This is a genomic window from Micromonospora sp. USAFONa4 (genome assembly GCF_057197825.1).
The window spans coordinates 277,551-304,080 of the sequence record NZ_CM170072.1; the positions used below are offsets into that span (position 1 = coordinate 277,551).

Annotated in this window: 27 protein-coding genes and 1 pseudogene; 7 read left to right on the plus strand and 21 right to left on the minus strand. The window is 74.6% G+C overall.

Annotated features, from left to right (window positions below; genetic code table 11):
- The first annotated feature begins 60 nt into the window (after positions 1-60).
- Genes AC0OO9_RS01140 through AC0OO9_RS01150 form a run of 3 tightly spaced genes read left to right on the plus strand, consistent with a single transcriptional unit; the run spans position 61 to position 3,356 of the window.
- Positions 61-1,656, plus strand: coding sequence for a class I adenylate-forming enzyme family protein (locus AC0OO9_RS01140; protein WP_484514847.1), 1,596 nt, complete (start codon positions 61-63; stop codon positions 1,654-1,656).
- Entirely contained in the window at positions 1,653-2,888 is a 1,236-nt protein-coding gene (locus AC0OO9_RS01145; protein WP_484514849.1) for an MFS transporter, read from the plus strand. Before AC0OO9_RS01140 ends, AC0OO9_RS01145 begins: the two co-directional genes overlap by 4 nt.
- Before the next feature lie 9 nt (positions 2,889-2,897).
- Positions 2,898-3,356, plus strand: a complete 459-nt coding sequence (locus AC0OO9_RS01150; protein WP_484514851.1) for an MmcQ/YjbR family DNA-binding protein — start codon at positions 2,898-2,900, stop codon at positions 3,354-3,356.
- 129 nt (positions 3,357-3,485) lie between these two features.
- Here AC0OO9_RS01150 and AC0OO9_RS01155 read toward each other — a convergent pair.
- Together AC0OO9_RS01155 and AC0OO9_RS01160 are read right to left on the minus strand one after the other, a co-directional pair.
- Positions 3,486-4,490 (minus strand): annotated as a pseudogene (locus AC0OO9_RS01155) (MFS transporter); the annotation flags it as partial.
- A gap of 139 nt (positions 4,491-4,629) precedes the next feature.
- Entirely contained in the window at positions 4,630-5,121 is a 492-nt protein-coding gene (locus tag AC0OO9_RS01160; RefSeq protein WP_484514853.1) for a hypothetical protein, read from the minus strand.
- A gap of 132 nt (positions 5,122-5,253) precedes the next feature.
- On the opposite strand from AC0OO9_RS01160, the gene AC0OO9_RS01165 reads away from it, so the two are divergent.
- Entirely contained in the window at positions 5,254-5,931 is a 678-nt protein-coding gene (locus tag AC0OO9_RS01165; protein WP_484514855.1) for an SGNH/GDSL hydrolase family protein, read from the plus strand.
- Between the two features lie 17 nt (positions 5,932-5,948).
- On the opposite strand, the gene AC0OO9_RS01170 is transcribed toward AC0OO9_RS01165, so the two are convergent.
- From AC0OO9_RS01170 to AC0OO9_RS01180, 3 genes are read right to left on the minus strand one after another with little or no spacing between them, the layout of a single operon-like run.
- Positions 5,949-6,176, minus strand: a complete 228-nt coding sequence (locus AC0OO9_RS01170; RefSeq protein ID WP_484514857.1) for a hypothetical protein — start codon at positions 6,174-6,176, stop codon at positions 5,949-5,951.
- A 24-nt stretch (positions 6,177-6,200) separates the two neighbouring features.
- The gene (locus AC0OO9_RS01175) at positions 6,201-6,794 is read right to left on the minus strand and encodes a TetR/AcrR family transcriptional regulator (RefSeq protein ID WP_484514859.1); all 594 of its coding nucleotides are present in this window, start codon (positions 6,792-6,794) and stop codon (positions 6,201-6,203) included.
- Positions 6,795-6,833: 39 nt separating this feature from the next.
- Positions 6,834-8,336, minus strand: a complete 1,503-nt coding sequence (locus tag AC0OO9_RS01180) for an MFS transporter (RefSeq protein ID WP_484514861.1) — start codon at positions 8,334-8,336, stop codon at positions 6,834-6,836.
- A gap of 78 nt (positions 8,337-8,414) precedes the next feature.
- Here AC0OO9_RS01180 and AC0OO9_RS01185 point away from each other — a divergent pair, with 78 nt between their 5' ends.
- Positions 8,415-8,567, plus strand: coding sequence for a hypothetical protein (locus AC0OO9_RS01185; RefSeq protein ID WP_484514863.1), 153 nt, complete (start codon positions 8,415-8,417; stop codon positions 8,565-8,567).
- Positions 8,568-8,649: 82 nt separating this feature from the next.
- Here the strand turns inward: AC0OO9_RS01185 and AC0OO9_RS01190 are convergent, their stop codons facing one another.
- Positions 8,650-9,393, minus strand: a complete 744-nt coding sequence (locus tag AC0OO9_RS01190) for an ABC transporter permease (protein ID WP_484514865.1) — start codon at positions 9,391-9,393, stop codon at positions 8,650-8,652.
- Entirely contained in the window at positions 9,390-10,124 is a 735-nt protein-coding gene (locus AC0OO9_RS01195) for an ABC transporter ATP-binding protein (RefSeq protein ID WP_484514867.1), read from the minus strand. The genes AC0OO9_RS01190 and AC0OO9_RS01195 overlap by 4 nt, the downstream gene beginning before the upstream one ends.
- 131 nt (positions 10,125-10,255) lie before the next feature.
- On the opposite strand from AC0OO9_RS01195, the gene AC0OO9_RS01200 reads away from it, so the two are divergent.
- A complete protein-coding gene (locus tag AC0OO9_RS01200; protein WP_484514869.1) occupies positions 10,256-12,181 on the plus strand; it encodes a sensor histidine kinase in 1,926 nt (641 codons plus the stop codon).
- Positions 12,145-12,792, plus strand: coding sequence for a response regulator transcription factor (locus AC0OO9_RS01205; protein ID WP_484514871.1), 648 nt, complete (start codon positions 12,145-12,147; stop codon positions 12,790-12,792). Before AC0OO9_RS01200 ends, AC0OO9_RS01205 begins: the two co-directional genes overlap by 37 nt.
- A 67-nt stretch (positions 12,793-12,859) precedes the next feature.
- On the opposite strand, the gene AC0OO9_RS01210 is transcribed toward AC0OO9_RS01205, so the two are convergent.
- The 14 genes from AC0OO9_RS01210 to AC0OO9_RS01275 form a co-directional block, all read right to left on the minus strand.
- The gene (locus AC0OO9_RS01210; protein ID WP_484514873.1) at positions 12,860-13,837 is read right to left on the minus strand and encodes a phosphotransferase family protein; all 978 of its coding nucleotides are present in this window, start codon (positions 13,835-13,837) and stop codon (positions 12,860-12,862) included.
- Between the two features lie 37 nt (positions 13,838-13,874).
- Positions 13,875-15,128 (minus strand): COG1361 family protein, encoded by a 1,254-nt coding sequence (locus tag AC0OO9_RS01215; protein WP_484514875.1) that lies wholly within the window; start codon positions 15,126-15,128, stop codon positions 13,875-13,877.
- A gap of 158 nt (positions 15,129-15,286) precedes the next feature.
- Positions 15,287-16,645, minus strand: coding sequence for an ATP-grasp domain-containing protein (locus AC0OO9_RS01220; protein ID WP_484514877.1), 1,359 nt, complete (start codon positions 16,643-16,645; stop codon positions 15,287-15,289).
- The gene (locus AC0OO9_RS01225; RefSeq protein ID WP_484514878.1) at positions 16,646-17,617 is read right to left on the minus strand and encodes an alpha-ketoacid dehydrogenase subunit beta; all 972 of its coding nucleotides are present in this window, start codon (positions 17,615-17,617) and stop codon (positions 16,646-16,648) included. It abuts the gene before it with no gap.
- Between the two features lie 2 nt (positions 17,618-17,619).
- On the minus strand, positions 17,620-18,591 hold the full coding sequence (locus tag AC0OO9_RS01230) for a thiamine pyrophosphate-dependent dehydrogenase E1 component subunit alpha (RefSeq protein WP_484514879.1): 972 nt from the start codon (positions 18,589-18,591) through the stop codon (positions 17,620-17,622).
- Entirely contained in the window at positions 18,588-19,385 is a 798-nt protein-coding gene (locus tag AC0OO9_RS01235) for a DUF3050 domain-containing protein (protein ID WP_484514880.1), read from the minus strand. The genes AC0OO9_RS01230 and AC0OO9_RS01235 overlap by 4 nt, the downstream gene beginning before the upstream one ends.
- 1 nt (position 19,386) lies before the next feature.
- Complete coding sequence (locus AC0OO9_RS01240) at positions 19,387-20,316, minus strand: phytanoyl-CoA dioxygenase family protein (RefSeq protein WP_484514882.1); 930 nt, start codon at positions 20,314-20,316, stop codon at positions 19,387-19,389.
- Positions 20,313-21,416 (minus strand): 4-hydroxyphenylpyruvate dioxygenase, encoded by a 1,104-nt coding sequence (gene hppD / locus AC0OO9_RS01245; protein WP_484514883.1) that lies wholly within the window; start codon positions 21,414-21,416, stop codon positions 20,313-20,315. Before hppD ends, AC0OO9_RS01240 begins: the two co-directional genes overlap by 4 nt.
- Positions 21,417-21,487: 71 nt before the next feature.
- Entirely contained in the window at positions 21,488-22,726 is a 1,239-nt protein-coding gene (locus AC0OO9_RS01250) for a beta-ketoacyl-[acyl-carrier-protein] synthase family protein (protein WP_484514885.1), read from the minus strand.
- Positions 22,723-24,339 carry a class I adenylate-forming enzyme family protein gene (locus AC0OO9_RS01255; RefSeq protein ID WP_484514886.1) on the minus strand — a complete coding sequence of 539 codons (1,617 nt, stop codon included), beginning with the start codon at positions 24,337-24,339 and terminating at the stop codon, positions 22,723-22,725. Before AC0OO9_RS01255 ends, AC0OO9_RS01250 begins: the two co-directional genes overlap by 4 nt.
- Positions 24,336-24,893: a beta-ketoacyl synthase chain length factor gene (locus AC0OO9_RS01260; protein ID WP_484514888.1), complete on the minus strand. Its 558-nt coding sequence runs from the start codon at positions 24,891-24,893 to the stop codon at positions 24,336-24,338. Before AC0OO9_RS01260 ends, AC0OO9_RS01255 begins: the two co-directional genes overlap by 4 nt.
- Complete coding sequence (locus tag AC0OO9_RS01265) at positions 24,890-25,972, minus strand: beta-ketoacyl-[acyl-carrier-protein] synthase family protein (protein WP_484514889.1); 1,083 nt, start codon at positions 25,970-25,972, stop codon at positions 24,890-24,892. The genes AC0OO9_RS01260 and AC0OO9_RS01265 overlap by 4 nt, the downstream gene beginning before the upstream one ends.
- Positions 25,965-26,249, minus strand: a complete 285-nt coding sequence (locus AC0OO9_RS01270) for an acyl carrier protein (RefSeq protein WP_421450266.1) — start codon at positions 26,247-26,249, stop codon at positions 25,965-25,967. Before AC0OO9_RS01270 ends, AC0OO9_RS01265 begins: the two co-directional genes overlap by 8 nt.
- Positions 26,249-26,515, minus strand: coding sequence for an acyl carrier protein (locus AC0OO9_RS01275; protein ID WP_311412663.1), 267 nt, complete (start codon positions 26,513-26,515; stop codon positions 26,249-26,251). Before AC0OO9_RS01275 ends, AC0OO9_RS01270 begins: the two co-directional genes overlap by 1 nt.
- Positions 26,516-26,530: the final 15 nt, after the last annotated feature.

Here is a 26,530-nt window from a genome sequence, read left to right on the forward strand (position 1 = left end):
GCCGCGCCGTGCCGGGCGGCCCGGCACACGGCCACACTTCTGCGGCGAGGGGGCTGTCGGATGACCGACCGAGCGGAACGACCGGCCGGCTACGTGCACCGGGTGCTGGAGCTCTTCGCGGGCTTCGGCGACCGGGAGGCGCTGGTCGGAAACGGACACCGGCTCAGCTACGCCGAGGCCGCCGCGCGGGTGCGCGGGCTGGCCGCGACGCTGCTCGGGCACGGCGTACGGCCGGGGCAGTCGGTGCTGCTCGCGCTCGGCAACCCGGTGGAGGGGCCCCTGGTGCAGCTCGCCCTGCACCTGCTGGGCTGCCGGACGATGTGGGTCGCCCCGGTGACGTCCCGCCGGGAGGTCGACGAGTTCGCCCGGCTGGCCCGTCCCGACGCGTTCGTCTTCGACGCCCGGGACCCGGCCGGCCTCGGCCCGGAGCTGGCCGCCGGGCTGTCCGGCGTACCCGTGTTCTGCCTCGGCCCGGGCGGCGCGGGCCCGGACCTCCTCGCCGCGGCGGCGCGCGCCGGGGCGGTCGAGCTGCCGGCCGACGTGCCGGCGCCGGAGTCGTTCCTGCAGACCAGCGGCACCACCGGCACCCCGAAGCTGGTGCACCACCGGGAGAGCTTCTACGCCCAGATCCTCGCCCTGGCCGCCGACTTCCGCGCCGCCGGGCACCCGCCGCTGCGGCACCTGTCGCACTCGCCGATGTGGCTGGCCAGCGGCCAGATAACCACGCTGTTCAACCTCTTCACCGGCGGGGTGTTGTTCCCGCGCGACGGCTGGGACCCGGCGCGGTTCATCGGGACCGTCGACCGGGAGCGGATCAACTCGACATTCGTCACGCCGCCGATGCTCTACGAGGTGCTCGACCACCCGGCCCTCGACGGCGCGGACTTCTCCGCCATGTTCATGTTCAACGTGGGCGCCGGGCCCGCCGCGCCCGCCCGGCTGCGCCAGGCGATCGCGCGCTTCGGCCCGGTGCTGCGGATCGTGTACGGCCTCAGCGAGGCCGTCGTCGTCACCGCCCTGCCGGGGCTGACCGACGACCCGGCGCACCCGCAGCGGCTGCGCTCCTGCGGGCGACCCTACGGCGACGTGCGCGTCGAGATCCGCGCCGAGGACGGCACGGTCCTGCCGCCCGGTGAGAACGGCGAGGTGTGGGTGCACACCGGCCTGCGCTTCGCCGGCTACCATGGCCAGCCCGACCTGACCGCCGAGACGCTCGTCGACGGCTGGGTGCGCACCCGCGACGTCGGGCACCTCGACGACGACGGCTACCTCTACCTCGTCGACCGGTTGCAGGACCGGATCCTCACCCGGCGGCGCAGCTGGCCGATCCACTCCCGCCCGATCGAGGACGTCCTGGCGGGGCACCCGCAGGTACGGGCGGCGGCGGTGATCGGCGTACCGGACGAGGCGGCCGGCGAGCTGCCGTACGCCTACGTGGTGCCGGCGCCCGGCGCGACGGTGACCGCCGGGGAGCTGATCGACCTGGTGACCACCGAGCTCAGCGACACCTGGGCGCCGGGCGGGGTGGAGTTCGTGGACCGGCTGCCGCTCAACCGCTCGGCCAAGGTGGACAAGCGCGCGCTGCGGGCCCGGTACGCCGCGGACCATCCGTCGTCGGTCGAGCACCCGGAGGCGTCGATCGGCAGCCTGGCGTGACCCCCCGGCGGGAACTGACCGTCCTGGTCGCCGCCGACCTGATCTCCAACCTGGGCAGCCGGATCTCGGTGGTGGCCCTGCCCTGGCTGGTGCTGGAGACCACCGGCAGCCCGGCGAAGATGGGCGCGGTGGCCGCCGCCGAGACGCTGCCCTACCTGCTCTCCAGCGCCCTCGGCACGCCCTGGGCGGACCGGATCGGCCTGCGCCGCACCTCCATCCTGGCCGACGCCGGCAGCGCGGGGCTGATGGTGGCGGTGGCCCTCACCCCGTGGCTCGGGTTCGGCGCGCTGCTCGCCCTGGTCGCCCTGGTGGGCGCGCTGCGGGGCGTCGGCGACCGGGTCAAGCAGGCGATGTTCCGCCCGGCCGCCGAGGCCGCCGGGGTGCGGCTGATCCGGCTGACCTCCGTCTACGACGGGCTGGGCCGGCTGGTCACCCTGCTCGGCGCCGGGCTGGGCGGGCTGCTCGTCTGGTGGTTCGGCGTGACGCAGGCGCTGCTCCTCGACGCCGCCAGCTTCGCCGCCTGCGCCCTGCTGGTCGGCCTGCTGGTCCGGCCGCCGGCCGCCGCGACGGGACCGGCGGCGCCGGAGGGCTACCTGCGCGCGCTCGCGGGCGGGTTCCGCCACCTGGGCCGCGACCGGATGCTGCTGACCATGCTGCTGGTGATCTCGGCGCTGAACATGGTGGTCAACGCGAGCGTCGCGGTCTACATCCCGCTCTGGGTCGCCGACGTGCTGCGCGGCCCCGCCGGGCTGGGCCTGTTGCTCGGGGCGTTCTCGGCCGGCGCGCTGCTGGGCAACCTGCTGTTCACGGCGTACGGTCCCCGGCTGCCCCGGTACCTGACCTTCGTGGTCGGCGCGGCGCTCGGCGGCGCCCCGCGCCTGCTGGTCCTGGCGCTCAGCGAGGAGTTGGCGGTGGTGCTGGCGGTGACGTTCGCCTCCGGCATCGGCATCGCGGCGGTGAACCCGTTGCTCGGGGTGGCGATCTACGAGCGGGTGCCGGCCGGCCTGCAGACCCGGGTGATCGGGCTGGCCGGGTCGCTGGCGTTCGCGGGCCTGCCGCTGGGCGCGCTGCTGGGCGGCTGGTCGGCCACCGCGCTCGGTCTCGCCCCCGCCCTGCTGGTCATGGCGGCGTTCTCCCTCGTGGTCACCCTGCTGCCGCTGCTGCCCGGCCTGCGGCCACGGTCGACGGCGGCGCCGGCCGAGCGGGCACCGGGTGTCGTAGGCCGGGCGTAGGGTCGGGACATGGCCACCTGGGAGGACGTACGCCGGATCGCGCTGGGTCTGCCGGAGACGGGCGAGCACCCGTCCTACCAGGGGGCGCCGGCGTGGAAGGTCCGCGACCGGGCGTTCGTCTGGGAGCGACCGCTGCGCCGAGCCGACCTCGACGCCCTGGGGGCGGCGGCACCCGACGGTCCGATCCTCGGCGTACGGGTGCCGGACCTGGGGGCGAAGGAGGCACTGCTGGCCGACGATCCGGCCGTCTACTTCACCGTCCCGCATCTCGACGGCTACCCGGCGATCCTCGTCCGGCTCGACCGGATCGACCCCGAGGAGCTGGCCGAACTCGTCGTCGAGGCGTGGCAGGACCGGGCGCCGAAGCGGCTCGCGGCTGCCTACCGGGCGGGCCCGAAGGACTCGCCCGATCCGGCGACGGCACCTGGGCCTTCCGCACCGCGGACGTCCCCGACGGCACCGGCATGACCTACCGTCGGGGCACCTGACCGTCGAGGCCCGCTCGGCCTGTCGCCACGTCCGGTGGCGGTGGGCCGCGCCGGCTGCGCAGGCCAGGCAGATCGCGGCGGCTGCGACGAGCGTGAGGCGTCCACCGAAGTGGACGATGGCGGAGCCGATGGGGATCGCCAGCGCGACGGGGCCGAACATCGCGGTGTTGGCGGTGCCGGACACCCGGCCGAGCATCGCTGTCGGCGTGTGCGTCTGCACCGCGGTCACCGCGGCGACGAGGGCCCAGGGCAGGCCGACGCCGGCGACGACGGAGGCGGCGACCGTGCCGGGCCACCAGGGCAGGCAGCGCACCAGGCAACTCACCGCGAAGAGCGTCGTGCCGGCGACGCCCACGGCGACCGGGCTCCACCGCGCGATGAGCCGGCCGACGACGAGGCCGCCGACGACGGACCCGGCCCCCTGCGCGCTGAGCAGCACGCCGAGGAACGTCGTCGGTAGGCCCAACCCCGTGGTGACGATCGCGTAGTTGGCAGCGGTGGTGAAGCCGGACATGGCGATCGACACGGCGGCGAGCACGACCGTGACGCGCAGCGCCCGATGCGCGAGGAGGACGGCGAATCCCGCACGCACACCGCGAGGCCGGTCGGCCGGCCGGGCGGGTGGCAGCTGCTTCAGCCGTACGGCCGCGTACAGGACGGCGACCAGGACCGGCGTCGCCGCGCTGAGCAGGACGACGGCGTGGCCCCCGCGCCACGCGTAGAGGCCAGCACCGACCACGGGCGCCACGAGCTTCATGCCCTCCTGGGCGCTCGAACGCCAGCCGTTGACGTCTCCGAGTTCCGTGGGCGACAGCGCGGAGGGCAGCAGCGTCGACTCGCCCGCGTCGATCAGCACGTAGCTGACGCCGTAGGCGCAGGACACCAGGAAGATGAGCCACGTCTGCTCCGGTCCGCGCACCGTGAGGAGACTGAGCAGTACGGCGGACAACGCGAGGTTGACGGCCATGACCAGCGGTCGCCTCGGCGCCCGGTCGAGCAGAGCCCCCAGCCAGGGGCCGCCGAGGACCGGGGCGTACACGCAGAGCCCGGCGAGGGCCGCGAGACTGGCGGAGCCTGTGAGGTCCAGGATCCAGATCCCGGCGACCAGTGACATGGCGCTGCTGCCGAAGCCCGACAGCAGCGAGATCGCGATGAACAGCGCGGCGTTGCGGCGCACGAGTCCTCCAAGGCTGAGCCACGTCGACTCGAATCCTCAGCCTTGAGTGAGACACAGGCAATACTGCCGCGACTCGTCAATGTGTCGTTGACAGCAGGTCGTCCAGAGTCGACGCGACGGTCCGCACCGGTGCCGGTAACCGTCCACGTTCCACGTCGGGCAGGTCGGCCAGGTCGGCCGCGAGGAGCGACGCCAGCGCGTACAGCGAGCCCGGATCGGCGTCGAGGGCCACCTCGGCGGTCCTCCTCACGAGGGCCGCGCGCCGGAACCGCGCATCCCACCGCCGGTCCGCCTCGATCCACCGCTGGAACTCGAAGACCGCGCCCCGGATCGCCGCGATCCGCGCCGAGTATCCGAGATCCCGTTCCTGCCGCCGCGACCGCCGCGCCGCCGCCAGGCGCTGTCGGCGCTGCTCCGCAGCCTGCCGGCTGCCCAGGCCGAGCGCGGCAGCGATCTGAGCCCACGTCGCACCCAGGTGACGCGCGCGGTCGATCAGCTCCAGCTCCCGCTCGTCCAGCCGCGCGCGGTCGGCCGCGACAGTGGACAGCTGGCTCAGCTCGGGCGTCACATGTCAACGCTACATTGACACGCGGACCGCGCGTCGCCCGCGGCAGCCGGGCACCGGAAGCCGACCGACCGTAGCGTCGCGTCAGTCCGCCAGGCCCTTCTCCGGCCCCCGGACGTCGGCTAGCGTGCCGGCATGCCATCGACGTTGACCGAGGCGACGGATCCGTGGTGCCTGCGCGACGGGGAGAGCGCGGCGCTGCTGCGCGACCACCCGTGGCGGCGCTTCGCGGTGCTGGGCGACAGTGTGGCCGAGGGGCTCTGCGAGCCCGTCGACGGCTATCCCGACGTGCAGTGGGCCGACCGGATCGCCGCCGAGCTGCGGGCCGTCCGGCCGGAGCTGGCGTACCTCAATCTGGGCCTGCGGGGGCTGCGGGCGCACGAGGTGCGCGCCGCCCAGCTCGCGCCGGCGCTGGCCTTCCGCCCCGACCTGGCGCTGGTGGTCTGCGGCGGCAACGACGCCTTCGGGCGGGGCTACGACGCGGACGCCGTCGACGCGGAGCTGACCGCGATCATCGAGGCTTTGCAGGCGGCCGGGGCGGACGTGGTCACGGTCGGCATGTTCGACGTGTCGCTCAGCCCCGCCGTGCCCGAGCGGCACCGCACCGGCCTCGGCGAGCGGATGCGGCGGCTCTCCGCGCGCACCGGGGCCCTCGCGGAACGCCTCGGCACCCTGCACGTGCGGCTCACCGACCACCCGCTCACCGCCGACGCGACGATGTACAGCAGCGACGGCCGGCACGGCAGCGCCCGCAGCGACGCGGTCGCCGCCGCCGAGACCGTCCGCCGCCTCGGCGCCCACCTCGCGCCCTGACCCGGCGGTGACGCGGCTCAGCGGTGCCGGACCCACACGTTCGGCTCGACGTAGGTGCCCTGGTCGAGATCGAGATCGACGCGCAACAGGCTGAGGCCGTCGGGGATGACGTAGTCGCCGCTGTCGGGGAAGACCATGCCGGTCCACTGCCGCCCCTCGGCGACGGTGCCGGTCATCGTCTGCGACCGGGGCGCCATGGCGATCGGCCAGGCCCCGAGCCGCCAGTGGGTGCGCAGCCCCCGCACCGATGCGGACCCGTCGGCGGGCCGTCAGACGTCGGTATTCCGCGAGCCGACCTGGACGTGGTCGCGGTAGGTGAGGGCGATCAGGTCCGCTTCCAGTTGGTCGCGGTCGGCGTCGTCGAGGATGGCGCCCCACAGGGGTGCGCTGTTGCTGCCGTCCGCGGCGGCGATGACCATGCGGACGATCGTGGGTTCGAGGCCGTCGTCGAGGAGAGCCTCCCGCCACTGTTGCGCGTCCTGCTGTGCGAGCGCCTCCAGGCCGGGTTCGAACATGAGATGCGCGGCGAGGGCGACGTAGTCGCGTAGCCCGGTGAGGTCGCCGGCGTGGGCGAAGCTCACCCGGATGTACGCCCTCGTGAGCCTGCCCGGCGTTCCTTCCTCCTCCTCGGCCGCGACCTGTTCGACGTCGTGGCGGAACTGGCCCATCAGATGGTTGGCCAGACCACTGAGGAGTTCCTCCTTGTTGGGGAAGTGGTAGAGCAGACCGCCCTTGGACACGCCGGCCGCCTCGGCGATGTCCGAGACGGGCACCGCGGTGCCATGCCTGCTGATGAGACGCGCGGCAGCGTCCAGGATGAGCCGTCTCGTTTCGGCTGCGCTGCGCCCAGCGGTCCGTGCCATGTCGACGTCCTTTCTCCTCCGGTCACGAACACCGGGAGGTCAGTGCTCCGCTGGCGCAACGTCCTTGTGGTTCGGGATGAGCGTGAAGGCCACGATCGCGGCGATCACCATGACCGCGCTCGCGATCAGGGTAGTTGCCTGCATGGCGGACACGAACGCCTCCTGCGCGGCCTCCAGTGCCGCGCTGCCTGGCGCCAGGACCGTGCTGGCCGCCGCCAGGGAGTCCTCGGCCCGGGTCGCAGCCCCGCCGGCGACATCCGCGGGGAGGGCGAGGTGGAAGCGGTAGAGCACGGTGATGACGGAGCCCAGGATCGCGATGCCGAGGGCGACGCCGAGCTCGTACGCGGTCTCCGCGACCGACGCCGCCGCGCCGGCCTTGGCCGGGCGGACCGCGGAGACCACGGCGTCGACGCTGAGGGTCTCGGCCACACCGATCCCCAGGCCCAGCGGGACCATGGCGAGCAGCACCCAGCCCAGTTGCTCACTGCCTTCCAGCGCGGCCAGGATCGCCAGTCCGACGGCCCCGGTCAGCAGGGCGACGGCGATGGCCCGTCCCCGCCCGAGCCTGGTGAGCAGGAATCCGACGGCCGCGACCGCGGCCATCGCCGCCACCGCCGCAGGCAACTGCGCCAGCCCCGCCCGCAGGGGGCTGAGCTCGCGGGCGAGCTGGAGGTACTGGGAGAAGAAGAACAGGACGCCGCTGAGGGCGAACACAGAGATGAAGTTCACCAGCACCGCCCCGCTGAACGCGGGATTGCGGAACAGGTCCACCTCGATCATCGGCGAGGCGACCCGCCGCTGACGACGCACGAACAGCACCCCGCCGACCACGCTCGCCACGATCGCGACGGCGGCGGTGGCGCCGAACGCGCCCGCGGTGAGCTTCTTGATCGTGTACACGAACGGGATGATCGTCAGCATCGACAACCCGCTGGAGACCAGGTCGAACCGGCCCAGGGCGGGGTTGCGGGACTCGGGCAGGAGCCACCCGCCGACGATCAGCACGAGCAGCATCACCGGGAGGTTGATCAGGAACACCGAGCCCCACCAGAAGTGCTCCAGCAGCGCCCCGCCCACCAGCGGGCCGAGCGCGATGCCACTCGCCGCCGCAGCCGACCAGATCGCGATCGCCCGCGTCCGCTCGATCTGATCGGTGAAGATGTTCCGGATCAGCGACAGCGTCGACGGCATGATCGTCGCACCGGCCACGCCCAACAGCAGACGGGCCGCGATCAGCGCCTCCGCCGAGGGGGCGAACGCCGCCAGCGTCGAGGCCAACCCGAACGCGGCCGAGCCGATCAGCAACAACCGCTTCCGGCCGATCCGGTCGGCCAGGTTGCCCATCGTCACCAGCAGACCGGCCAGGGCCAGGGAGTAGATGTCCCCGATCCACAGCACCTGCGTCGCCGTCGGCGACAGCTCCGTGGTCAGCGAGGGCACCGCCAGGTAGAGCACCGTCGCGTCGATCGCCAGCAACGACACGGCGCCAACCAGCACGGCCAGCGACGCCCAGCGACGCGTGGGGCTCAACGCCGCACTCATCCGGTCCCCCTAGAACTAAACCGTCCCGACGGTACAGTTCTACCAGGCAGGAGACCGGAACGACCAATCGTCCGGCTGGTGCGGGCGTACCGCATCAGCGCGTCGGTGCTGGTGAGACGCGGCGCGGCTGGCCGACGACCGGGCCAGGGCGGTGGCTCCGTCGTGGCGGGCGGCGGCGCGGCGCCGGCCGGCGTGGCGCACCTGGCCGCCCGGGTGGGCCTGACCCGGTGACCGCGCCGACCGGGACCGTCCGACGACGCCGCCCCCCGTTGCGTCGACGTCGTCGGCGGTCCGTGCCGCTCGCGGCGGCGGATCACTCCCAGCGGAAGTAGCGGGCCGCGATCCCGCCCAGCACCACGGTGAACGCCGCCATCACGGTCAGGTGCAGCAGCGTGGGCCACGCGCCCACCCAGGCGTCCTGCACGGCCAGGGACGCGGCCCCCAACGGAGTGAAGTCGGCGATCTTCCGCACCAGGTCCGGCATCTGCGGCCCCGGCGTCCACACCCCGGCGAAGAACATCATCGGGAAGTAGATCAGCTGGCCGACCCCCGACGAGGCCCGGGCGCTCGGCGTGACCGCCGCCACGAGCAGCGCGACGGCGCACATCGCGCTCGCCCCGAGCGTGAACGCCAGCACGAAACCGACCGCGTTGCCGGGCGGGGAGACGTCGAAGACGGTCGCCGCCACCAGCCAGGCCAGGCCGCAGGCGACCAGCAGTGCGGCGACGTTCACGGCCACCTGCGCGACGAGCAACGCCGTCGGCGAGGCCGGGGTGGTCGACAGCCGGCGCAGGACGCCCCGCTCGCGGTAGCTGGCCACCACGGCCACCAGCGTCACCATCGTCACCGTCGCGATGGCCAGCGTCATGGTGATCGGCAGGTAGACCTCCACGGGACGCCGGCCGCCCATCTCCTCCGACGGGTCGCGGGTCCCCGGCAGGGCCAGGCCGAGCACCAGGATCAGCAGGGCCGGGAACGCGATGGCGAAGAACGTGCCGACCGGATCCCGGAGGAACAGCTTCGCCTCGACGCGGACGATCCTGGCAAGGGCGGTCATCGGAGGCTCCTGGCAGCGGTGAGGGAGAGGACCGCGTCCTCGAGGGTGGGCCGTTCGACGCCGGGCACCTGGGCACCGGCGATCAGGTTGCGGGGGGTGTCGACGGCGACGACCCGGCCGGCCACGATGACCGCCAACCGGTCACAGAGGCGCTCCGCCTCGTCCATGAAGTGGGTCACCAGCACGACCGTGACGCCGCGGTCCCGGACCTGGCGGACCAGCTCCCACGTGTCCCGCCGCGCCTGCGGGTCCAGGCCGGTGGTCAGCTCGTCGAGGATCGCCACCTTCGGGTTGCCGACCAGGGCGAGCGCGATCGACAACCGCTGCTTCTGGCCGCCGGAGAGCTTCGCGAACACCGTGTTCCGTTTGGCGGCCAGGCCCAGCTCGTCCATCAGCTCCCGCCAGTCGGCCGGGTGCGGATAGAACGAGCTGTAGAGGTCGAGCGCCTCCCACACCTTGATCCGGTCCGGCAGCTGGCTCTCCTGGAGCTGGATGCCCAACTTCCGCCGCACCGCCGCGCGGTCCCGGTACGGGTCCAGCCCCAGCACCCGTACCGTGCCCGAATCCGGGGTCCGGAGCCCCTCGACGCACTCCACGGTGGTGGTCTTGCCGGCGCCGTTCGGGCCGACGAGCCCGAAGATCTCGCCCTCCTCCACGCTCAACGACACGTCGGCGACGGCCACCTGGCCGCCGTACTGCTTGCGGAGGTTGCGCACCTCGATGACTGACATGCCGGCAACGCTAGGAATCGCGGCGGGCGCGCAGAATGGGTCCAGCCGCCCGGTGGGGGTGTACCCAGCCCCACCCCTGGTCGGTAGCCTGCCCCGATGCGGTGGCGGTCGGTGCGGCGAAGACTCGACCCGTGACCCGCTTCGTGCTCGCCGTACCGCGCTGCGTCGTCCTGGTCGTCCTGGTCGCGGCCGGGTTCGCCTACGGGCACCTCCTCGTGGTCGCCGCCATCCTGGTGATCCCCTATCCGCTCGGCCTCTCCGGCCAGTTCCGGCTGACCGCGCTGGCCCGCCGGCTCGCCCGCGCCTGGGCCGGAGCGGACCTCCCCGAGCCCGTACGGTCGCCGCCACTCGCACCGCACCGGCGTGCGGACGGCTGGTACGTCCACGGGGACACGGTGTTCAGGTCGCCCCGGGTGCCGGCGTTCCTGCTCACGCTGGACCACCACGCGAAGGACCCGACGCTCGGCCGGGAGTGGGTGTGGCTGATCCTCACCCCGGTCACCGGCGCGGTCCCGCTCCTGGTGCCGCCCGCGCTGATCACGGCCGGCGGGTTCCTGCTCGCGTCGCCCCCCTGGCCGCTCGCGTGGTCGGTGCCGGTGGCCGTCGCGGCGATCGTGGCCGCGTTCCTGCTCGCGCCGGCTGCGCTGCGGGCGTTCGGGCGGTGGACCGGCGTGCTGCTGGGCAGCGGCGAGCCGCCCCGGACGGCGGTCGGGCGCTGGGTCGCCCGGGCGTCGGCCGCGACCTGGCGGACGGCCGGCCTGGCCGGGCTGTCCCTCGCCGCGTTCGGCGGCGTGCTGCTCAACCTGCTCACCGCCGTCGTGTCCTGGGGCGGGCTGCTGCCGTACACCCTGCCGGCCACCCGGTCGGTGGTGGAGCTCTACCGACGCCACGTCCGCCGGTGGACGAGCGCCGACCTGCCCGCACCGTACCGGCCGTACCCGCCGCCGCCCCGCCCCGGCGAGGACGGCAACTACCGGGTCGGGCGGGTCCTCTACACCGATATCGTGGCGGCCGTCCAGGGGCAGCGGCCGGGGTGGCTGCTCGGCGACCCGGCCACCTGGCGCGACCAGCTGTGGGCACTGGGTTCGCTCGTCCTGGCCCCGCTCTCGTTCGTCCCGGCGGTCCTGGTCGGCTTCGGGTTCTACGGCCTGTTCTGCCAGCCGCTGACCTGGGCGGGCTGGGCGGTGCCGATCGGCTTGTCCACCGGCTACTGGGTCACCCCGTTCTACCTGTGGTTCGGCTTCGCGCACGTCGGCCTCGTCGGGCCGTGGTTACCGGACTGGGCGAGCATGCCCCTCGGGCTGGCCATGGCGCTGCTCGGGCTCGGCCTGGCCGGCCCGCTGATGAGGCTGAGGCTGGCGTGGGACCGGCTCCTGCTCACCCCCACGGCGACCGCCGTGCTCGCCTCGCGGGTCGCGCACCTCGCCACCACTCGGGCCGACGCCGTCGACGTGCAGGCGGCCGAGCTGCGCCGCATCGAACGCGACCTGCACGACGGCGCCCAGGCCCGCCTCATCGCCGTCGGGCTCGGCCTGGCCGCCGTCGCGCGGCTCATGGAGACCGACCCGGCGCGGGCGCGGCTGGTGCTGGCGCAGGCGCAGGAGACGTCCGCCGCTGCGCTGGCCGAGCTGCGCGACCTGGTACGCGGCATCCATCCGCCGGTGCTGGCCGAACGCGGACTCGGCGACGCGATCCGGGCGATCGCACTCGACACCCCGCTGCCGGTGGACGTGGACGTCGACCTGCCCGGCCGGCTCGACGCGCCGGTCGAGTCGGCCGCCTACTTCGTCACCTGCGAGGCCCTCACCAACGCGGCCCGCTGCGCGGCCCACATCTCCGTCTCGCTGTCGCACCGCGACGGGGTGCTCCGGATGGTGGTGGCCGACGACGGTCCCGGCGGGGCCGACCCGACCGCGGGAACCGGGCTGCGTGGCGTCCAGCGGCGGCTCGCTACATTCGACGGAGCCCTGACCCTGCACAGTCCGCCCGGCGGACCCACCGTCGTCACCATGGAGATCCCGTGCGCGTCGTCCTCGCCGAAGACCTCCACATCCTGAGGGACGGGCTGGTCCTGCTCCTCGAGAGCCACGGCTTCACCATCGCCGAGGCCGTCGGCGACGGGCCGTCCCTACGCACCGCCCTGGCCCGGCACCGGCCCGACGTGGCCATCGTCGACGTGCGGCTTCCGCCGACCTTCACCGACGAGGGCCTCCAGGCGGCGCTGGCCGCCCGGCGGGACGTCCCGGGCCTGCCGGTGCTGGTGCTGTCCCAGCACGTCGAGCAGCTCTACGCCCGGGAGCTGCTGGCCGACGGGGCCGGCGCGGTCGGCTACCTGCTCAAGGACCGCGTCCTGAACGCCGACCAGTTCATCGACGCCGTGCGGCGCGTCGCGGCGGGCGGCACCGCGATGGACCCCGAGGTGATCGCCAAGCTGCTGACGGCCGGCGGCACCGCCTCGCCCCTGGCCCGCCTCACGCCACGCGAGCGGGACGTCCTCGAACTCATGGCCCAGGGCCGCTCCAACGCCGCCATCTCGCAGCGGCTGTTCCTCAGCGAGAGCGCCGTGGGCAAGCACACCGCGAGCATCTTCGGCAAGCTGCGTCTCCCCCCGTCCTCCGACGACAACCGCCGCGTCCTCGCCGTCCTCGCCTACCTCAACGAGGCCTGACCTCCGCGCTCCCCGGCGTGCAGCCGCCACCGCACGCCCCCGCCACCACCGGCGCCGGCGGCAGGGCTCAGGCAAGCTGGTCCAGTGCCCGGGTGGTGTTGTGCGCGACGATGGCGAGCATGCCGGCCCGGTCGGGGAAGTCGCCGTCGAGCAGGCGCAGCGGGCCCGCCACCAGCGACAGGTACGTCGCGAGCCGGTAGAGGCGCAGCCGGTCCTCGTCGAGACCGGGCACGGCCAGCGCCGGATAGTCGTCGCCGAAGCGCAGCTCGAGGAAGGCGTGCTCCCACTCCACGTCGAAGAACATGGTGCCCTCGATGTCGACGAGCACCGGGCGGTCCCGGTCGTCGACCAGCACGTGGTCCGGGCCCAGTTCGCCGTGGATCAGTCCGTGGCGGGAGCGGGGCGCGACGGCGGCGTACCGCTCGGCGAGGGCGTCGGCGAGGCGGTCCCGTACGGCCGCGATCCGCTCGACCCGGGCGGCGGCCTCGGCCAGGTCACGCAGCGCCCGGTCGAGGACGAGCCGCTCCACCGGCCGATCCGCCGTCGGAGCGTCGACCTCTGGGCGGCCGTACCGGTCGCGACGCCGGGCGTGCATGCTCCGGACGGCGTCACCCAGCCGGGCCGACACCGCCCCGGCGCGGCGCGGGTCGCGCCGGCGCAGGTCGTGCAGGGTGCCGCCCCGGACGTCCTCCACCACGGCCACCTCGCCCGGCAGCAGGGTCGCGGTGGGGTGCAGCAGCAGCCGGGGCACGCGCACCCCGGCGGCGGTGAGCTCCCGGTGCGCTGAGGCGAACAGGCCGGCCCCGGTGGCGTGCCCGAACGGGTCGTCTGGCGCCGGTGCCGCCTCTGCCGGCCAGTAGTCCTCCCCGGGGTGCCACACGTAGGCGACGCCGGTGGACCCGTCGTCGAGGGTCAGCCGGTAGACGCCCTTCTTCGTGCCGCCGGTCAGCCGCCGTACCGAGACCAGCGCCCGCCCCCGCCCGAACGCCGCCCGCGCCACCGGCAGCAGCTCGTCGACCGTCAGCCCCACCCGCGCGCCACCCACCCGGCCATCCTGCCCGGCGGGATCCCGTGGCGAAAGATCAGGCGGCAGGCGTCCCGCCCCCGCCGGGCACCGCGACCACGCGGCGGCGCCGGGCGAGGAGCAACAGGACTCCGCCGCCCGCCACCAGGGCGAGACCGGTTCCCGCGACCAGTCCTGCCCGCGGCCCGGTGATCGGCAGGTCGCCACCGCCGTCGCCGCCACCGCCACCGTCGCCACCGTCGTCGTCCCCGGCACCGCCCTTCGCCGCGACCAGGACCGCGAACCCGTCCCGGTTGTCGCTGTCGTCCACGTCGGCCGCCGGCACGGCGACGGCGTTCGCCGGCAGCCCGGTGCGCGGCAGGCCGGAGCGGCCGTCCGTCCGCGCGGCCAGGCCCTCGACCTGCACCGTCCCGCCCGCCAACGTGGCGGGTGCCTTGGTGGCGGCCGCGACCGTCACCAGATCGTGCAGCTCGACGGCGGAGTGACTGCCGTCGGTCGGGTCGGTGTCCTGGCCGGCCGGGATCAGCGCGAGCGTGGCGTAGGTGCAGACGGCCGACCGCCGGTCGCGAGCGACGACGCACTCCTTCGGCGGTCGGGTGAACGTCACCGCCTCGGGCAGGCGCAGCGTGACCTTGACGCCACCGACCGCCTTGCGGCCCTGGTTGGCGATCCGGTACCGCACCGCGCCCGTCTCACCCGGCTGCAACGTCCCGGTGGGTTCGAGCCGGCCGCCCGCGCCGATGCGTACCGACTGCTTCACGTCCGGCGCCACCACCGACAGATCGGCTTCGGGATCGTCGACCAACCTGAGCGTGAACCACTTGGGGGCAGCGGTCTGCATCGGCTCGTCGCCCCAGGCCATGCCGGCCTCGACGGAGAACCTGCCTTCGTAGGGCTGCTGGTTTTCCTGCACGTTGACGTCGAAGGGAAGATCCACCGTCTCGCCGGCTGCCGGGAGCAGCTCCGGAAGCGCGTTCGGACCGATCCGGCAGTACCAACCCGCGGCGTCGCCGTCGCACTCGCCGGAGCCACCGCCCTCCGGCCACATCAGGGAGATCCCGTCCGGCCAGTCCTGCTCGCCTGGGCGGACGTGGAAGATCGCCCCTCTCGGCGTCCTGTCGGTCAGATTGGTGAGCCTGAGGTGGAGCCGTTTCTTCCCGACTCCCGACGGGACCGTCGTACCGGTCACGTCGAACGTGAACTTCGGATCCGCGTTCGCCGCCGCAGCGGGACCGCCGGGGACGGCCAGCCCGGCGAGGACGAGCAGCGTCACCGCCGCCGTGCGCGACAGCCATCGATGACCAAGACCCATGGCGGGCTCCTTCAGGCAAACGGCGATCGTCGTCGACGACCCCCAGTCAAACCGCTCACATCGACTCTTGCAAACGTCTGCGCGGCGCGGCGTACGGGATCCGCCGGAACTCCGCACCCGGTCACCAGGGCGGGGCCGAGCCGCCGCGCCGCGCGGCGTCAGTCGACCACCAGCAGGCCGGAGAGAAGGACGCCTCGGGCCAGGTTGAGCACGCCGTCGCAGCCGGGGAAGCCGGTACGGATGCAGGCGCCGGCGGCCCGGCGGCCGAACAGGTACGGGGCGATGCTGTACGGCACCTCGGCGGCGACCGTCTCGCCGGTCCCGATGTGCACGAAGTCCAGCCCGACGTCGTCGGCCCTCACGTACTCCTGGAGGATGAAGCCGCCCCGGTCGACGGCGCGGGTCAGCCCGTCGCGCCACGCGTCGGCGTCGGTCTCCCGGCCGATCAGCACGTCCACCCCGGCGGAGCCGTCGGCCGGCTTCGCCACCAGGCCGGCCCGGTCGGCGACCGCCCGGTCGAGCAGGTCCGCCGTCAGCGACCAGGTACGCGGCACGTACCGGTGCACCAGGTCCCGGTCGGCGGTCGGCAGCGTGTCGGCGTCCTCCCACAGCCAGGCGAAGGCCCGCTTGTTGGCGACCAGCCACGCCGCCGTCGACACCCACATCGGCACGGTGCCCGCGGCCAGCGCCGCCGCCAGGGCGTCGACCCCGGCGCTCGGGGTGACCCGGTTGGGCACGAAGAGCCGGAACACCCCGTCGACCGGGGCGCCGCCGGCGACGAGCCGTTTCCGGTCGTCCAGCGTGACCTGGGAGACCGGCGCGACGACCAGGTCCATGCCGCAGGCGGCAGCCCGCTCGACGACCGGCGACAGCAGCCGGATGAACCGCTGCGGGTCGTCGAGTCCCGGGTACTCGGCGTCGAAGTCGATAAGCATGGCGACCCGGGCACCCTCGGGCAGGCCGAGGCCGGCGCGGATCGCGGCGAACCGCCGGTCGACGGCCGAGGGGGCCGCCGCGAGGCGGACCCGGTCGGTGAGGCCGCGCCGCCGGTAGACCTCGACGAAGCGGCGCACGGTGGTGTCCGCGTCGAACGCCCCGCCGAGGCTGCTGTCGATGTTGTACTCGACGAACCGGGGCACCCCGTCGCTGAGCAGCACGTCCGGCCGGAACGCGTCGAGCAGCGCCCCGGTCAGCGGCTCGTCGTCGTCGAGCAGCCGGGTCTCGCCGTCGGGCACGTCCAGCAGCCGGCGCAGCTCCCCGGCAGTGCCGGCCCGCCGCCGGCACGCCTCGAAGACGAGCTGGGCGATCCGGTCGGCGACGGCGTTGAGCACGCCGAGCGACGTCTCGTCCATCACCGGCGGGCGGGCCAGCCGCCACTGCTCGTTGTACGTGGCCCGGCCGTCGAAGACCTCCCGCCAGCAGTCGGCCCCGGCGGCCACCATCTCGGCGCGCACCGGCGCGGGCAGGTCGAGCCACGCCCGCGCGGCGGAGGGCCAGCGGTAGTCGACGTCGTCCATTCATCCCTCCTTCATGACGTGTCCGATGGCGGTCCGGAGCTGCTCGCGGCTGGGCTGCACGGCCCGGTCCAGCGCCGGGGCGAACGGCAGCACCGCGCCGTCGGGGCGGGTGACGCGGCGCGGCGGCGCCACCAGCCGCACCCGTTCGACCATCGTCGCGATGATCTCCCCGGCCATGCCGCAGGAGCGGTTGGCGTCGTCCACCACCACCAGCCGCCCGGTGCGCCGCAGCGACTCGGCGAGGGCCTCCCAGTCGAACGGGTGGAGGGTGCGCGGATCGAACACCTCCACCGACACCTGGTCGGTGAGTTCCTCGGCGACCGCGAGGGCGTCGTGCACCAGGTGCCCGACCGCCACCACTGTCACGTCGTCGCCGGGCCGGTGCACCCGGGCGCGCCCCAGCGGCACCGGGGTGAGCGCGGCGAGGTCCACGTCGGCGCGGACGTCCAGCGCCCCGGCGGGGGCGAAGACCACCACCGGGTCGTCGCAGCGCACCGCCGACACCAGCAGCCCGTACGCGTCGGCCGGGGTGGCCGGCACGGCAGTGGTCACCCCGACGTGGGCGAAGAGGCTGTACGGGTGGTCGGAGTGCTGCCCCGCCCAGCCCGTCCGGGAGCCGGAGCCCGGCACCAGGTAGGTGACCGGCACCGCGCACTGCCCGCCGGTCATCAGCGGGAACTTGTGCGCGTGGTTGACGATCTGCTCGAAGACCAGGAACAGCAGCGACGGGATCTGGAACTCCACCACCGGTCGCATCCCGGCCAGGGCCGCCCCGGTGGCGAAGCTGGTGAACGCCTGCTCCGACAGGGGGGTGTCGCGCACCCGGTCCGGGCCGAACCGCTTGAGCAGCCCGGCGGTGACGTTCGAGGCGGCCACCCGGATGTCCTCGCCGAGCAGGAACACCGACTCGTCGCGGGCCAGCTCGTCGGCGAGCGCCCGGGTGAGCGCCTTGCGGTAGGAGAGCCTGGGCATCGCTAGCCACCTCCGGTGCGCGCGGTCAGGCCGCTGGCGTACAGGTGCGCGAGGGCGTCGGCCGGGTCCGGTTCCGCGCTGGCGAGCGCGAACTCGACGGCCCGCGTCAGCACCTCCTCCACCTCGGCGTCCACGTCGGCCCGTACGGCGGTGGGCAGTCGGGCGCCCTGGATGTCCACCGGGTCGCGGGAGCGGCCCCGGGCCACCTCGTCGGGCGGGCGGTAGTCGAGGCGTACCGCGTGTTCGAAGGTGTGGTGGGCGTCGAAGCGGTAGGTGCGGGCCTCGATCAGCTCGGGGCCGCCGCCGGCGCGCATCCGGTCGACGGCGGCGCTCGCGGCGTCGCGTACCGCCTCGGGGTCCTGGCCGTCGACGACGGCGGCCGGGATGCCGAACGCGGCGGCGCGGCCGGGGATGCTGCCGGCGACCGCGCCCGCGACGGGCATGGTGGTGGCGTAGCCGTTGTTCTCGCAGACGAAGAGCACCGGTACCCGCCACAGCGCGGCCAGGTTGAACGCCTCCAGCAGCATCCCCTCGTTGACCGCGCCGTCGCCGAAGAAGCTCACCCCGACGACGTCGTCGCCCCGGCGGCGGCGCGCCCAGACCGCACCGGTGACGATCGCCCCGGACGCGCCGACGATGGCGTTGGCGCCGAGCACGCCGACCGCGAAGTCGGCGGCGTGCATCGAGCCGCCCCGGCCGGCGTTGAGGCCGGTGACCCGGCCGCACAGCTCGGCCATCATCCGGGCCGGGTCGGCGCCCTTGGCGAGCACGTGCCCGTGCCCCCGGTGGGTGCCGGCGACCACGTCGTCGGCCCGCAGCGCCGCGCAGACCCCGGCGGCGATCCCCTCCTGCCCGAGGTACGGGTGGATGCCGCCGACGACGTGCCCGGAGCGGACCAGCTCGATCGCCCGCTCCTCGAAGCGGCGGATCAGCCGGACCGTCCGGTAGAGCCGGACCGGGTCGGCGTCGGTCACCGCTCGCGCCCCTGCTTGACGGCGGCGAGGATGTCGTCCCAGAGCCGGGCGCGGGCGGCGAGCGCGGTGTTGACGGTGTCCGCGCACTCCTGCCACCTGGCGTCGTCGTCGCCGCACAGGTCGGCGAGCATCTGCATGGCCATCGGGGTGTGCTGCTCGCCGTCGACCTCGATGTGCCGCTCCAGGTAGTCGACGAACGTGTGCAGCCGCCGGCTGCGCTCGTTGACCGCGACGACCTGGGTGAACATGTCGGGGATCAGGTCCTCCCGGCCGAAGGCGAAGGCGGCGGCCTGGCAGTGCACCGGGGTGCTCTCGATGATCCGCCAGGTGGTGCCGGCGAACGCCGTCGACGGCGCGGGCACCCGGGCCGCCACCAGCGCCTCGGCCACCGGCCGGCCGGCCCGCAGCAGGTCGATCAGCGTGTCCACGGCGGTGGTGTCGGCGCCGGCCTCGCGCATGCCCCGCACGTACAGCTCGAAGTGGCTGATGTAGCCCTCCCCCAGCTCGTCGCTCTCCTCCACCATGACGATGTCGTTGATGAGGCGGCGGCTGCCGGTCGGCCCGGTGGGGATCCACGGCACGGTGACGCAGGTGAGCTGCCGCTGCAACGAGGTCAGCAGGGACATGAAGTCCCAGACGGCGAAGACGTGGTGCTCCATGAAGGTCACCAGCGCCTCGTGGGTGTCGAGAGCGGCGTAGAGCGGGTGCCGCACGACCGCCTCGCGGCGCTCGCCCACCGCCTTCTCCAGCCGCTCGATGCCCGGGTGCGTCCTACCCCAGTCGTACCGTGACATGTCAGCCTCCCTGCGGGGCGCGGTCGCGCCAGATGACCGGGCAGTACTCGGGGTCCGCGTAGTCCGGCCGCCCGTCGTCGGTGCGGCGGACCAGCACGTCGTGGTTGTACGCGGCGAGGGTGCCGTCGGAGAGCCGATACTCCCGCCAGGCGTTGTCGCCGTCCTGCAGGTGCAGCGAGATCGCCCGGCGCGGGCGGCCGCTGACGTTGGCGCCGCTGCCGTGGTAGGTGCGGCAGTGGTGGAAGCTCATGTGTCCCCTGGGGATCACCATGGGCACCTTGCGGATCTCCACGCCGTTGTGGGCCGCGTTCTCGGCGAGCATCTCCTCCAGCTGGCCGCGGTCGCGGTCGGCGAAGTGGCGCACCACCGTGTCGTCGGCGCCGATCTCCGCCCAGCGGTGCGAGCCGTCGACCATGGTGATGGTGCCCATCTCCTCGCCGCAGTCGTGGAACGGGATGAACGCGGTGAGCATGTCCTCCGACGACGAGGACGCCCAGTAGTGCTTGTCGAAGTGCCAGGGCACGATGTTCGACGGCTCGCCCGAGACCGGCGGCTTCTGGATCAGCGTGGACTGGAAGACGCGGATCTCGGTGGCGCCCGCGAGGCGGGCGGCGACCGCGCCGATCAGCGGCTTGCGCAGGATCGCCCCGAGCACGTCGTGCTCGTGGTGGACGTAGTCGTTGTGCCGCTGCACCGGGCCCTTCGACGGCTCCCAGTAGGCGAGCCTCGCCGGGCGCACCGGCAGGCGGCGGTCCCGCTCGCCGGCGTAGTAGCGGTCGGCGGCGGCCGTGAGGGCGTCCACCTCGTCGTCGGTGAGCAGCTTCTTCGACAGGTACCAGCCGTGCGCGGCGTAGAACGCCACGTCGTCGTCGGAGGGCAGCAGCGCCTCCTCCTCGGCGGTCAGTGCCGGCTCGAACTCGGTCGCGGTCACGTCCGCACCTCCTGCGGTGTCGGGGCCGCGACGGCGGTGCCCGCCGCGGCCAGTTCCCGTTCCTTGGCCTCGTAGAGCGCCTTGATGTTGCCGCTGCCGAAGGTCCGCGCCCCGCGCCGCTCGATCAGCTCCAGGAAGAGCGTGCGGCGCACGTGCATGGACTCGGTGAAGATCTGCAGCAGCTGGCCGCCGTGGTCGCGGTCGACGAGCACGCCGAGGTCGCGCAGCCGGTCCAGCGGCGCGTCCACCGGGCCGACCCGCGCCTCCAGCGCGTCGTAGTAGCTGGCCGGGGTGCCGGCGAAGCGCACGCCCCGCTCGGCGAGGACGGCCACCGCGGTGACGATGTCGTCGGTGCGCAACCCCAGGTGCTGCACCCCGGCGCCGGCGTGCTGGTCGAGGAAGGCGTCGAGCTGCCCGGGCCGGCGCGAACGGTCGGGTTCCAGCAGCACCAGGGTCACCCGTCCCGACGGGCTCTGCACCACCGTGGAGTTCATCGCCTGCCCGGCGACCTCCACGTGCTCGGCGAAGATCTCCGCGAACCCGAACACGTCCCGGTAGTGCCGGACCGTCTCGTCGAGCTGCCCGGGCGGCACGCAGACCGCCAGGTGGTCGATCTCGGCGAGCAGCTTGCCGCCGCCGTCGTCGGGGGGCGTCATCTCGACCGCCCCGGGCAGGAACTCGCCCCGGTCGCCGTGGCGGGACACGAGGCGGTGCAGCACGTCGCCGAAGCCGCCCACCTCGGCGGTCACCACCTCGGCGTCCGCGCCGGTGAAGGTGGTCGGCGGCGTCACCCCCACCCCTCCCCGGCGCACCAGTTCGGCGTACGCGCCCGCGGCGTCGTCGACCTCCAACGCGACCACGGCCACGCCGTCGCCGTGGCGCTGCACGTACCGCGACGCCGGGTGCTCGGCGGTGAGCCCGGTGGTGAGCACCATCCGGACGTCGCCCTGGCTCAGCAGCAGCGACCGCTGATCGGCCAGCCCGGTCTCGGGACCGCCCTGGCCGCGCAGCTGGAAGCCGACCGCCCGGTCGAAGTAGAAGGCCGCCTGCCGGGCGTCCCCCACAAAGAGTTCGATGTGGTCGATTGCTCGGATGTCCAATGTCCTCAGCCCTTTCCACGGTCTCCGCCGTGGTTGCCGTCCGGGCGCGGTCCGCCCGGGATGGTGCGGGGTCAGTCCCTCGGCCGGGCGGCCCGCGCGAGCAGCAGGCTCACGTTCTGCCCGCCGAAGCCGAAGGAGTTGGTCAGCGCGTATCCGGTGTCCGTCCTGCGCGGCTCGGCGCGGATGTGGTCCGCCGGGCAGGCCGGGTCGGGATCGTCGAGGTTGTGCGTGGGCGGCAGCAGGCCCTGGCCGAGCGCCAGCGCGGTGGCCGCCGCCTCCAGCACCCCGGAGGCGCCGAGCAGGTGGCCGGTGAGCGCCTTGGTGGAGCTGACCGGCACCCCGCCGGCGCCGAACACGTCGGCCAGCGCGGTGGTCTCGGCGATGTCGCCGAGCTTCGTGCCGGTGCCGTGCGCGTTGACGTAGCCGACCCGCGCGGCGGGCACGCCGCCGCTGGCCAGCGCCCGCCGCATGCACTCCGCCGCGCCCGCGCCGTCGGGCCTCGGGGCGGTCGGGTGGTACGCGTCGGTGGTGGCCCCGTACCCGGCGACCTCGGCGTAGCCGGTGACGCCCCGGGCGGCGGCGTGCTCGGCGCGTTCCAGCACCAGCAGGGCCGCGCCCTCGGCGAGGACGAACCCGTTGCGGCGGGCGTCGAACGGCCGGCTCGCGGCGGTCGGGTCGGCCCAGCCCCGGGCGAGCGCCCGCGCGTTGCCGAAGGTGTCGGCGAAGGTCGGGAAGAGGGGCGCCTCGCTGGCGCCGCAGAGCACCACGTCGGCCTCCCCGGCGCGGATCAGCCGCAGCGCGTCGGCGATCGACTGGGCGCCGGAGGCGCAGGCGGTGCCGACCGACGAGGTGTAGCCGCGGATGCCGTGGCGGATGGCGATGCGGGCCGACGGCATGTTCGGCAGGATCCCGGTCAGCAGGTACGGGCTGACCGCCGACCGGCCGCGTGCGGCGCGGGTGAGCACCTGCGCCTCCAGGGTCGCCATCCCGCCGACGCCGCCGACGATCACCCCGATCCGGCCCGGGTCCACGTCCCGGCCCACCTCGATGCCGGCGTCGGCGAGCGCGTCGGTGGCGGCGAGCAGTGCGAGCACCACTACCCGGTCCAGGACCCTGGTCTCCGGCCCGGTGACGACCGTACGCGGGTCGACGTCCGGGAGCACGCCCGCGACCTCCAGCGACCCGGCGGCGGGGTGCCCGGCCGGGGGCCGGGTCAGCCCGGAGCGGCCGGAGCAGAGCGCGTCGAAGGTGGCGTCGACGCCCCGCCCGGCGGGGGTGAACAGCCCCATCCCGGTGATGACGGCCGTCATGACGGCGCCTCGGTGAGGTAGCGCTCCCGCAGGACCACCTTGCGCACCTTGCCGGTGACGGTGACCGGGATGTCGGCGGAGCGTACCGGCACCACCCGGCGCAGGGTCGCGCCGACGTCCGGGCCGAGCGCGGCCCGGACCCGCCCGGTGCGGTCCTCGGCGGGTTCGGCGCCGGCGGCGAGTTCCAGCAGCACGTCGGTGACCACCCCGTCGGCCCCGGAGGTGATCACCACCGTGCAGTCGGTGACGTCCGGGCAGGCGGCGAGGACGCGCTCCTCGGAGAGCGCGGTGTAGAACCACCGCCCGTCCCCCGCGTCGACCGCGTCGACGGCCCGGTCGAGGTGGTGGTAGCGGCCCTCGTCGTCGGCGTACACCAGGTCGCCGGTCAGGTACCAGCCGCGTTGCCGGGACCGGTACGTGGTGGCCGAGTCGTTCCAGTAGCCCCGGAACAGCGACGGCGAGTCGACGCCGAGCCAGCCCACCTCGCCGGCCGGCACCGGGTCGCCCCCGGCGGTGAGCACGGCGACCTTCGCGAACCGGTAGGGCCGGCCGACGCAGCGGCCGTAGCGGTCGGTGTCGGCGCGGTGGGTGATGTGGAACATCGAGTGGCCCATCTCGCTGGAACCGAGCCCGTCGATGAAGACCGAGCCGGGCACCCGGGTGACCCCCTCGCGGGTCAGCACGTCGCGGGAGCCGACCGCGACGAGCCGGCGCACGTGCGGCTCGTGCGAGCAGTCTCCGGTGTTGAACCACAGCGACACCGAGTCCAGGTCGTACGCGGACAGGTCGAAGCGGGCCAGCTCCGCCCACGTCACGGAGAACCCGAACACCCCGTCGGGACGCCAGCGCTGGATCGCCTCCAGCACCCGCTCCCCGCCCTGGTCGGAGAGCAGGAGCATCTCGGCGCGGTTGCCGAGGGCCTGGTTGACCATGAGCACGGTGGCGGTGTGCGGTGCGGGCAGCGCGTTGAGGATGCGGCCGGTGCCCTGCGCCTGCGGCATGGCGAGCAGGTGCCGGGTGGCGGCGAAGAGGCTGGCGTGCGAGTGCAGCACCGCCTTGGGCACCCCGGTGGTGCCCGAGGTGTGGGTGATGACGACCGGGTCGTCGCCGTGGTGCCGGTAGTGCTCCGGCGCGGCGGCCGGCTCGCCCGCGCCCGCCTCGGCCGGGGTGCCGAGCACCGGCACGCCGAGGTCGTGGCCGGCAAGCAGGGCGCGGTGCGCGTCGTCGGCGAGCACCCCGACGCCGCGCAGCCGGCGGATGTACTCGGCGGCGATCTCGGGGCGCAGCCCGCCGTTCATCAGCGCCGGGATCGCGCCGAGCCGGGTCAGCGCGAGGTAGCTGAGCACCGTGTCGGCGGCGGCGGTGGCCCACACGGCGACCGGGTCGCGGGGCCTGATCCCCCGCTCGTGCAGCCAGGCGGCCCGGGCGGCGACCCGCTCGTCGAGCCGGCCCAGCGTGAGCGCCCGCCCGGCCGGGTGGCCGTCCACGGCGGTGTCGAAGGTGAGGCCCGGCCCGTCCGGGTCGGCGCCGTGCGCCAGCACCCGGGCGAGCACGTTGCCGGCGCCGATCCGCTCGTCGGCGGCCAGCACCCCGCGCAGTCCCCTCTTCCTCATGGTGCGTCTCCTCCCCACAGCAGCACCGCGACGGCTCGGGCTCCGGGCTGTCCGCCCGCGTCCCGCGCACCGCCGTCGACGGGTGCCTGTTCGATCAGGACCAGCAACGCCCGGTCGGCGTCGCCGTCGTGCAGCAGCAGCTCGGCCTCGGCGGTGCCCTCGGCGCGCGGGTCACCGGTCGGCGCGAGGCAGAGCACCGGCCCGCCGAGGCCCCACCGGGCGGCCACGTGCCCGGCCACGCTGTTGGGCACCGACTGGAAGAAGAACAGCGGCCCGGGCCGGCCGCCGGCGGCGACCGTGGCGCGCACGTGCGCCGCGCTGGCCCGGTCCCCGGCCGCGCTGACCAGCACGACCGCGGTCCGTTCGCCGTCGGGTGCCGGCCGCCGGCCGTACGCCCGGGTCAGGCAGCGCTCGGCCACGGCCGCGACGAGGGGCGGGAAGCGGGAGTGCACGTACCCGGGCACCGGCGGCGGCACCCCGTCGCCCGGCTCGGGCCAGGCCGCCTCGGCCAGCACGGTCAGTCGGCCGGCGGGGTGCTGCGCGGTCCCGCTCATGCCGAACCCACCAGCAGCGCCGTGTTGGCGCCACCGAAGGCGGCGTTGAGGCTCAGCGCGTACCCGGTGGCGGCGGGCCGGGGCGCGTCGCGGACGACGTCCAGCGGGCAGGCCGGGTCGGGGCCGAGCCAGCCGGCGTTGACGGGCAGCTTCCCGTGCCGCAGGGCGAGCACGGTCACCACCAGTTCCAGCAGGCCGGAGGCCTCCAGGGCGTGCCCGTGCAGCGCCTTGGTGGAGCTGACCGGGACGCGTGCCGCCGCCGCGCCGAGCGCGGTGCGCAGGGCCGCCGCCTCGGCGGCGTCGCTGTGGCCGGTGCCGGTGGCGTTGGCGTTGACGTACCCGATCGCCTCCGCCGGGAGTCCGGCCCGGCGCAGCGCCGCGGTGACCGCCCGGGCCAGGCCCCGCCCGCCCGGCTCCGGCTGGCACGGGTGGAACGCGTCCCCGGCCCGGCCCCAGCCGAGCAGGTCGGCGACCGGGCGGCGGGCGGCGGCCCGCGACTCCAGCGCCACCGCGGCGATGCCGTCGCCGAGCAGCAGCCCGGTGCGGCCGGCGCTGAACGGGCGGACCGCACCGTCGGTGGCGAGGGCGCGACCGGCGTCGAAGAGCGCGTACTGGTCCGGCTCGACCAGGTAGCCGGCGGCCACCACCGCCCGGGTGACGTCGCCCCGGCGGATCAGGGCGGCGGCGTCGGCGACCGCGCTGCTGGCCGAGACGCAGGCGGTGGTGTACGCCCGGGCCGGGCCCGTGAGCCCCGTCCGGGCGGCCAGCGCGGTGGTGAGCGCCGGCACGTGCGCGCCGCCGTGCACGGCCAGCAGCAGGGCCGTGCCGGCCCGGCGACCGGCGTCGAGCCCGGCGTCCCGGCAGGCCGCGTCGACCGCCTCGGCGAGTTCGTCGGCCAGGTCACCGGCGTCGGGCAGGACGGCGGCGGCGTCCACCCGGCGGGGTGCGGTGTCGAAGCGGTCCACCGGCCGGAACGTCGGGACGCCTGCCAGCACCCCGGCGAGCTGCGCGTCGGCTCCCCTGCCGAGCGCGCTGGTCGCGTGGACGCCGGTGAGCTGAACGGCCGCCGGTTCAGCCATCGGCGGCGGCGGTCATCGGATCGGGTGAGGTGTGCGGCGGGGTCGCAGCCGCCAGGCACGCCCGGAAGACCGCCAGGGCGTCGTCGACGGTACGGATCCCGGCGAGCTGGTCGTCGGTGAGGTCGAGGCGCCGGTCGAGGCGCTGCTCGACGAGGTGCACCAGCCAGGCCAGCTCCATGGAGCCGATCCGGTCGCCGACCTCGGCGGCCGGCTTGCCGGCCAGGTCGGCGAGCATGGTCACCAGGTCGGCCCGTTCCAGGTCGGGCTGACCGGCCATCAGGAGTCGTCGCTCGTCGCCCCGGCGACCCGGTCGGCGACCATCGTGGTGAACTCGCCGACCGTCATCAGGGCCAGCTTCTCGGACTCGTCGTCGGCGAACTTCAGGCCGTAGCGGTCCTCGACGCGTACGGCGAGGTCGGCGAGGGCCAACGACTCCAGGTCCACCCCGGACGGGCCGAGTGTCGTCTCGTCGTCGAGGCCCTCGACGTCGTAGTTCATGTCCTCGAGCTGCTCGACGACGAAGGCGCGGATCTCGGGTCGCATGGTTAACCTCTTTCC

Coding starts and splice junctions, on each gene's coding strand:
- AC0OO9_RS01140 (WP_484514847.1), top strand. CDS start 61: ATGACCGACCGAGCGGAACGACCGGCCGGCTACGTGCACCGGGTGCTG.
- AC0OO9_RS01150 (WP_484514851.1), top strand. CDS start 2,898: ATGGCCACCTGGGAGGACGTACGCCGGATCGCGCTGGGTCTGCCGGAG.
- AC0OO9_RS01165 (WP_484514855.1), top strand. CDS start 5,254: ATGCCATCGACGTTGACCGAGGCGACGGATCCGTGGTGCCTGCGCGAC.
- AC0OO9_RS01175 (WP_484514859.1), bottom strand. CDS start 6,794: ATGGCACGGACCGCTGGGCGCAGCGCAGCCGAAACGAGACGGCTCATC.
- AC0OO9_RS01180 (WP_484514861.1), bottom strand. CDS start 8,336: ATGAGTGCGGCGTTGAGCCCCACGCGTCGCTGGGCGTCGCTGGCCGTG.
- AC0OO9_RS01190 (WP_484514865.1), bottom strand. CDS start 9,393: ATGACCGCCCTTGCCAGGATCGTCCGCGTCGAGGCGAAGCTGTTCCTC.
- AC0OO9_RS01195 (WP_484514867.1), bottom strand. CDS start 10,124: ATGTCAGTCATCGAGGTGCGCAACCTCCGCAAGCAGTACGGCGGCCAG.
- AC0OO9_RS01215 (WP_484514875.1), bottom strand. CDS start 15,128: ATGGGTCTTGGTCATCGATGGCTGTCGCGCACGGCGGCGGTGACGCTG.
- AC0OO9_RS01220 (WP_484514877.1), bottom strand. CDS start 16,645: ATGGACGACGTCGACTACCGCTGGCCCTCCGCCGCGCGGGCGTGGCTC.
- AC0OO9_RS01225 (WP_484514878.1), bottom strand. CDS start 17,617: ATGCCCAGGCTCTCCTACCGCAAGGCGCTCACCCGGGCGCTCGCCGAC.
- AC0OO9_RS01235 (WP_484514880.1), bottom strand. CDS start 19,385: ATGTCACGGTACGACTGGGGTAGGACGCACCCGGGCATCGAGCGGCTG.
- AC0OO9_RS01250 (WP_484514885.1), bottom strand. CDS start 22,726: ATGACGGCCGTCATCACCGGGATGGGGCTGTTCACCCCCGCCGGGCGG.
- AC0OO9_RS01255 (WP_484514886.1), bottom strand. CDS start 24,339: ATGAGGAAGAGGGGACTGCGCGGGGTGCTGGCCGCCGACGAGCGGATC.
- AC0OO9_RS01260 (WP_484514888.1), bottom strand. CDS start 24,893: ATGAGCGGGACCGCGCAGCACCCCGCCGGCCGACTGACCGTGCTGGCC.
- AC0OO9_RS01265 (WP_484514889.1), bottom strand. CDS start 25,972: ATGGCTGAACCGGCGGCCGTTCAGCTCACCGGCGTCCACGCGACCAGC.
- AC0OO9_RS01270 (WP_421450266.1), bottom strand. CDS start 26,249: ATGGCCGGTCAGCCCGACCTGGAACGGGCCGACCTGGTGACCATGCTC.
- AC0OO9_RS01275 (WP_311412663.1), bottom strand. CDS start 26,515: ATGCGACCCGAGATCCGCGCCTTCGTCGTCGAGCAGCTCGAGGACATG.